General features: G+C 59.8%; 6 protein-coding genes. 5 read left to right on the top strand and 1 reads right to left on the bottom strand.

From position 1 onward, the window contains the following. Positions 1-82: 82 nt before the first annotated feature. On the bottom strand, positions 83-1,321 hold the full coding sequence (locus tag HMPREF2565_RS01185) for an MFS transporter (protein ID WP_071406744.1): 1,239 nt from the start codon (positions 1,319-1,321) through the stop codon (positions 83-85). 246 nt (positions 1,322-1,567) lie between these two features. Between HMPREF2565_RS01185 and HMPREF2565_RS01180 the strand changes: the two genes are divergently transcribed. The 5 genes from HMPREF2565_RS01180 to HMPREF2565_RS14010 form a co-directional block, all read left to right on the top strand. Next, a complete protein-coding gene (locus HMPREF2565_RS01180; RefSeq protein WP_070546697.1) occupies positions 1,568-2,446 on the top strand; it encodes a poly(ethylene terephthalate) hydrolase family protein in 879 nt (292 codons plus the stop codon). A gap of 176 nt (positions 2,447-2,622) precedes the next feature. Then, positions 2,623-3,783, top strand: coding sequence for an N-acetylglucosamine-6-phosphate deacetylase (locus tag HMPREF2565_RS01175; RefSeq protein WP_070546699.1), 1,161 nt, complete (start codon positions 2,623-2,625; stop codon positions 3,781-3,783). A gap of 42 nt (positions 3,784-3,825) precedes the next feature. Then, positions 3,826-4,605, top strand: coding sequence for a glucosamine-6-phosphate deaminase (gene nagB / locus HMPREF2565_RS01170; RefSeq protein ID WP_070546701.1), 780 nt, complete (start codon positions 3,826-3,828; stop codon positions 4,603-4,605). Between the two features lie 42 nt (positions 4,606-4,647). Continuing rightward, complete coding sequence (nagE, locus tag HMPREF2565_RS01165; RefSeq protein WP_070546703.1) at positions 4,648-6,771, top strand: N-acetylglucosamine-specific PTS transporter subunit IIBC; 2,124 nt, start codon at positions 4,648-4,650, stop codon at positions 6,769-6,771. Between the two features lie 66 nt (positions 6,772-6,837). Beyond that, positions 6,838-7,159 (top strand): hypothetical protein (locus tag HMPREF2565_RS14010; RefSeq protein ID WP_210385861.1); only part of this gene is annotated, 322 nt, incomplete at its 3' end.

The following is a 7,159-nucleotide window of genomic DNA, read 5'->3' as shown; positions in this document are numbered from 1 at the left end:
CACACCGCTACCATTTCAGTCTTCTGAACACACCGGTACCAAAAACTCGCATCTGACAGTAGATTTACTACAGAATTGAATGCTATTTGTTGTCGTAGTCTTGGTCACCGGAGGCACCGTACATGGTGGTCTTCAGAATTGGCCCCAGAGTGAGGATAGAGGTGCCAAACCCTGATACGACAAGGGCCGCAGCTGGGCCGATGGCACTTACAACAGGTGCCCCGATGATGTATCCAATAAGCATTGCGGAGCTGTTAATTGAACCCATCGTAGAAAGGGCTTTGGGTTTCACTTCATCAGGTACGGATCCGACAACGATTATGCGTAGTGCGGCCACCTGAGCAGCATTGCAGACTCCGCCCAGGAGGAAACATGGGATGCAGAGCCATAATGAGGGGAATAGTCCAGGTAAAGCTATGAAACACCCCATAGCGAATCCTGCCCCGGTCAGGACCTTCTCGGCGTTCTGTGAGTGAAGGCGAGCTGAAAGCCGTGCTCCAAAAATGCGGCCCACGATAAATGCTTGGGCAATGATGGCATATAACGTACCGCTGACGTGGAGGGTCTGTGTCGCATAGAAGACAAGCGAAACGTTGAAAATCGAGGTGCAGATAATTGCTCCCCAAATGCTGGTTAACGCGGACCGAGCGCTTCTATTCTTCAACAAAAGGGAAGGTGCTTCGAGGACCTTCTGGAGAAAACTCGGTGAAGAGTCTTTGGTTTCAGGATGCCGCAATGATTTCTGGGGCGAGGATTTATAAAGGAAATAAAAAGCAAGCAGCGAGACCCCAACGGCGCAGGCTTCAACGAAGAGCGCTGTCTGCAGGTTTCTTTGGTCCAGTAGTAATCCACCTAGAGGCGGTCCAAGGAATCCGCCGCCAAGTCGAGCTGTATCTAAGAGGGAGAAGGCTTTCGCCTGCTGTCCTTCGCCGACCTGAGAATCAGCGATGGTGAAAATGGATGGAATTGACAGGCCGCTTAAGCATGCGGTGACGAGGTTTCCAAGAATGAGGATCGAAGGATCTGGATAGGCCGCCATTGATAACAAGCCCAGAAGATCCAAGAAAAGCGCAGCAAGCGCAATGTGATAGCTGTTGAATTTGTTGAAGAGTGGGGCCAGAAAGGGGACTGCAAAAACTTGAGCGCAAGTACCCGAGATGAAGATGCTTGCCACCAACAGTTCGCCCTTGTTGAGTTCGGCGAAGTGGAGTGAAATCGAGAGGCTGGTCATTGACCCGCACACTGACGATAAAAAATATGTGGCGGTCAGGGTGTAGATAGATAAAAGCCCTTCGCCACCACTGTTTCTAGGGGGATGCATTTAGGCTGTAACTGTTTCGTTGCCCTGACCTCTGGACGGACCTGAACCTCCCACTGTGGCTACGTCGGAAAGCGTTTCGGAGGTAAGCATTTTTTCTCCCGTATGTGATGACGATTACATGCAACAAGATAATGATGTGCGACTCTCATTGCAAGGGTGTGGCGGAGTCAGGTCTTGCACTGTGTACAGGAAAAAGTAGTGCTAGCGCTAGTGACCTTCGCTCTTGTGAACATCAAAATGTAGAGCATGAAAAAGCTTGTGGTTGGCATGATTGCCGTGGTGGCCGTGATTGTGGTGGCGTTTGTCGGGTTTGTGGGATTCATGCAGTGGGTCGATGCAGACAGCGTGACCGGTGATGACGGCGTAGCTCCCGGATACAGCGCTGAGACAGGTGGCCCGCTGGAAGCGTCGTTTGCGGGCGAGGGGCCACACGAGGTCGACGTGCGGCGCGACGGCGACGTGACCGTTGCGGCACCGACGGGTGCGGGACCATTTCCGGCGGTGGTCATGGCTAATGGCACGAACACGCCGCTGAGTAGCTACCTGCCTGTGGCGGAACACCTGGCAAGTTGGGGCTTCGTGGTTGTCGGCGATGAGACTCCCCAAACCGGAACCGGGGAGAATGTCGTGCACCTAATCGAGAGCTTGCCGGAACTGGATTCTCGCGTGGATCGATCACGGGTTGGCATTTTCGGACACTCACAGGGTGGCGCGGGCGCCATCAACGCTGCGGCCCACACGGAGGTAGCAGCTGTGTATGCGGCGAGCCCGGCCTCCCACAAAGTGGCACAGTCCAATGACTGGGACTACACCACCGCGGATGTTGAGGCACCGTTGTTCTTGATGACGAGCGATGGCCGTTCAGACCGCTGGCTTGTCAGCCCGTGGTCAGACCTAGAGGAGAGCTTTCAATCAGCCGGTGGTCCGGCAATCATTGCCCGCCGCCTGGGCGCGGATCACAAGGACGTTTTAGAGTTCGGGGACGGCTATGCCACCGCGTGGTTCCGCTACATTCTTGCTGATGATCCTGATGCACGAGACGTGTTCGTTGGCGCTTCACCGGCGGGTGCCGGTGAGCTGGCGAGCAACGCGCTCTGGGACCGAGTGGCCACCCGTGGCTGGTAGTTCGCGGGGTCTTTCGCCATCCCATGCGGTGTACCGAACACGCAAAAAGCTACCTGTGCTCACACGCCTCTTTGCAGGAGGCGTGGTTCACAAAAATCGGCAGCCCTGATAAATTTCAAATGAAGTGTCAACCGGGCGGTGCCACGCCAGCCTGTACAAACAGAATCGAATGAGTTATGCAGACAAAGGCGAAAGGCCACGTCGAGGGCCTCTACATTGATGAGAACTTCGAGCTGCGCGCCGGAGCCGTCACGTTCGGGGAGAGCATTGAGGGCATAGTGCTTGGCGACGTCCCCGCAGCCGAGGCCGCCTGGCACGCCGGGGACCCGGATGCGTTGCTGTGGGTGCCCGGTTTCGTGGACCTGCACAACCATGGAGGCAATGGCGGGGGCTTCCCCAACGGCGACTATGAGCAGTGCCTGGCCGCCGCCCGCTTCCACCGCGCGCACGGCACCACGACGTTGCTGGCCAGCTTGGTCTCCGGCACACAAGAAGAGCTGTGTGCCCGGGCTGAGCTTTTGGCCCAGCTGGCTGAAGAAGGCGAGATCGCCGGCATCCACATGGAGGGCCCCTTCATCGCGGCGGCCAAATGCGGCGCGCAGGACCCTTCGCGCATCGTGCCGGGCGACCCGGACTTCTTCCGCGCAGTCATCGCCGCGGCCCGCGGCCACCTGCGTTCGATTACTTTCGCACCGGAAACGGAGAACGTCGACAAGCTGCTCGACGTCTGCGCGGAGCATGGCATCATCGCCAGCCTGGGCCACACCGAGGCCGATTACGACACCACGCTGAGCGTTATCGCCAAGGCTAAGGAGCTCGGCCTGACCGTGACTGGAACGCACCTCTTTAATGGCATGCCTTCTATTCACCACCGCGCGCCGGGCCCGGTAGCGGCCTTGCTTACCGCAGCGAAGGCGGGCGATGTGTCCGTCGAGCTCATCGCAGATGGCGTGCATCTTGTCGACGGCGCCGTGGACATGGCTCACAGTCACCGCGCCTTCGCCATCACTGATGCCATGGCGGCGGCCGGCATGGCCGACGGTGACTATGAATTGGGCTCCCTGCCCGTCACGGTGAGCGGGGGAGTGGCGCGCGTGCCCAGCGGCGCTATCGCGGGCGGTACCTCCACCTTGGCTCAGCAATTCATCAGTTTCGCCGCGCGCCATGGTCTGGGCGAGGCGGTGCGTTTTACCTCCACCACGGCAGCCGACGTGTTGGGGGAGACGAATCTAGGCCGCATCGCGGTTGGCGCGCGCGCCAACCTGGTGGGCCTCAATGCCCAGTTGGAACCAGTGCGCGTCATTGTTGGCGGTGCTGATATCCCGCTCGACCGTTAAAAATCTAGACGTTAAATAAAGAAGCAACGAGGAAGGCAGCTCATGGACATACTTATTCGATCTACCCCCGCCGAGGTGGCCGTGGAAGCCGCGAACATTTTCGCGCATTACGCCAACGCCGGGTCCACCCTGGGCCTCGCCACGGGATCGACCCCGGTGGCGATGTACAAGGAACTCATCGCCCGCTATGAGCGCGGCGAGGTGAGCTTTGCCCGCAGCCGCGCATTCCTGCTCGATGAATACATCGGGCTGGAGCGCACCCACGAGCAGTCCTACTATTCCACCATTCGCCGCGAATTCACCAGCCACGTGGATTTCAACGACGACCTGGTGAAAAGCCCCGCTGGTGACGCGGACGACCCGGCAGCCGCCGCGGCCACCTATGACAAGGCCATCCGTGATGCTGGCGGCGTGGATATCCAACTGCTGGGCATCGGCGCCAACGGACACGTCGGCTTTAACGAGCCTTCCAGCTCCCTGACGTCGCGCACCCACGTCACTACTCTGCACCCGCAGACCGTGAACGATAACTCCCGTTTCTTTGACACCGTGGACGAGGTGCCGCGCTTTGCCGTCACTCAAGGACTGGGAACGATTAACGAGGCGCGTCGCCTGCTCTTGCTGGCTACCGGTAGCAACAAGGCCAATGCTGTGCGCGACATGGTGGAAGGCCCACTGTCTGCACACTGCCCGGCCTCAATCCTGCAGTTGCACCAGCACGCCACGGTGATTGTGGATGAATCCGCTGCTTCCCAGTTAGAGGACCGCGAGTACTACATTTTCGCCGACCAACATCGTCCTCACCGCCCACTCTTTTCCTAAAAACTCCATCTAATTCCTTACTAGTGTGAAAGGACTCCTCGCATGAAAGTCGATGTCATGGGGCCGCTGCAGCGGCTCGGAAAAGCCCTCATGGGCGCCGTGGCGGTGCTGCCCGTCGCGGCGATCCTCTGCGGTGTTGGTTACTGGATCTCCAGCGCCGCCGGCCCGGATAACCTCGCCGCGCAGCTGCTCATCAGCTCCGGTGATGCGGTGCTGGCTAACCTGGGCTGGATCTTCGCCATCGCCATTTCCTTCGGCCTGGCCAAGGATTCCAACGGTGCCGCGGCACTTTCTGGTTTCCTGGCCTTCGCCACGTTTATGAAACTGCTCGGCCCGGAGGCTGTGGCCGGCTACCGTGGTATCGAAGACCCCACCGCGCTGACCGGCGATGAGGCGCTGGAATGGGCCGCGGAAGGCTGGAATGCTGTGGGCGGCGGCAACGTCCTCTTCGGCATCCTCGCCGGCATCATGGCGGCCTGGGTATATAACCGTTTCCACGGCACCAAGCTGCCGGACTTCCTCGCCTTCTTCTCTGGCCGCCGATTGGTGCCGATCCTTACCGCGATCTTCGCCATGGTTGTCTCCGGGATCCTCTACTTTGTGTGGCCGTTCATCTACAACGCGCTGTTCAACTTCGGTACCTCCATCCAGGGCCTGGGCGCGGCGGGTGCCGGCATCTACGGCGTGGCCAACCGCCTGCTCATCCCGACTGGCCTGCACCACGCACTGAACTCCGTCTTCTGGTTCGACGTCATCGGTATCAACGACATCGGTAACTTCCAGGCCGGCCAGGCCACCATCGACGCCGCCGCGGCCGCGACCTCTGCCGCTGATTGCCCGGGTATTTGGGCCAACGGCCAGTGCACGGTCGAGGGCGTCGTGGGCCGCTACCAGGCGGGCTTCTTCCCGGTCATGATGTTCGGTCTGCCGGGTGCGGCACTCGCCATGTACCTGCGCGCGGATAAGAGCAAGCGCAAGGTCGTCGGCTCCCTCATGGCCGCCGGCGCTTTGGCTTCCTTCTTCACCGGAGTGACCGAGCCGCTGGAGTTCTCCTTCATGTTCGTCGCCCCGCTGCTCTACGTGGTGCACGCGCTACTGATGGGCCTGTCCGTCTTCATCGCCTCCGCCATGGAGTGGACCGCCGGCTTCGGTTTCTCCGCCGGTTTCGTGGATATGCTGCTCTCCTCCCAGAACCCGCTGGCCAACAAGTGGTACATGCTGCTGGTCATGGGCGTGGGCTTCTTCTTCCTCTACTTCGTCATCTTCTACTTCCTCATCGGCTGGCTGAACCTGAAGACGCCGGGCCGCGGCGAGGATGAGGCCGACGACGCGGCGGATTCCGTCAGCGGCGATGACAAGACCGCAGCCGATGCCGCGCGCATCATCGAAGGCCTCGGCGGCAAGGACAACATTGACTCCCTGGACTACTGCACCACGCGCCTGCGCGTGGGCGTCAAGGATCGCGCGCTTGTCGACGACTCCGTAATCAAGCGCGCCGCCGTCTCCGGCGTCATCCACCCCTCGGAGAAGAGCGTCCAGGTCATCGTGGGCCCGGCCGTGCAGTTCATGTATGACGAGGTCAGCCACCAGCTGCGCCACGGTTCTCCGGTCCTGGCCACGGCGGGTGCTGCGACCGCGGCTGGAGCCAGCGCGCCGGCCAGCGCCGCTTCCGCTCAGAGCGTCAGCGGTGACGCAGCGGATGTCGAGGTGTGTGCCCCGTTCGCCGGAGACGTCGTCGAGCTCTCCCAGGTCCCGGATGCCTCCTTTGCGCAGGGCATGGTGGGCGAAGGCTTCGCCGTTATGCCTGAAACCGTCGATGCCTTCGACGTCTGCGCGCCCGTTGACGGCACCATCACCATGGTCTTCAAGACGGGCCATGCCTTCGGTATGCAGACCGCGGATGGGCTGGACCTGCTCATCCACATCGGCATCGACACCGTGGAGCTCAAGGGCGAAGGTTTCACGGCCCTGGCCAAGAAGGGCGATACCGTCACCGCCGGCACGCCGATCATCGCGGTGGAGGCGCAGAAGCTGCGCGAGCGCGGCGTCAACCTCATCACCCCGGTGGTGTGCCCCACGGCCAAGCAAGTCGCTGGTGTCGACATTGCCCGCGAGGGTCATGTCCAACCAGGCGAGGTTGCGGCCACCGTCAAGCGCAGCAACTAACCTGATTCGGCCCATCTCAAGGGATGGGCCGGCGGGGCCAAATCCCAGATATAAAAACTGCCCGAGTTGCCAAAACCTTCGCTCCACATCGCAGGCGAGTTCACCAGCTTTATCTGTTTGGAAAGCATTACAATGCGTATGTTTTTTGCTTTAGACACTTTTTTCGTGGCCGATCAGTGTGTTCTGGAATCGGCATATAAAACGTATTCGCAAGTAGTGCGTAAAGCAGCGCTCCTGCCTGGAGTCGACGTACTTTTCATTTGCTCCGAACCAGTTGAAGTGGATTCCGAAGAGATGAAAAAAGATCTCATTACTCAGTTCAGGGTTGAAAGGCCCAACGAGGATTTTGAGAGTTTACGGGCCCTTCCGGTTTTAGAGTGCGTTGATT

This window comes from Corynebacterium sp. HMSC072A04, assembly GCF_001809235.1.
Classification (GTDB): domain Bacteria; phylum Actinomycetota; class Actinomycetes; order Mycobacteriales; family Mycobacteriaceae; genus Corynebacterium; species Corynebacterium hiratae.
Note: the sequence above shows the minus strand (reverse complement) of the source record. Positions and strands in the feature narration are given on the sequence as shown.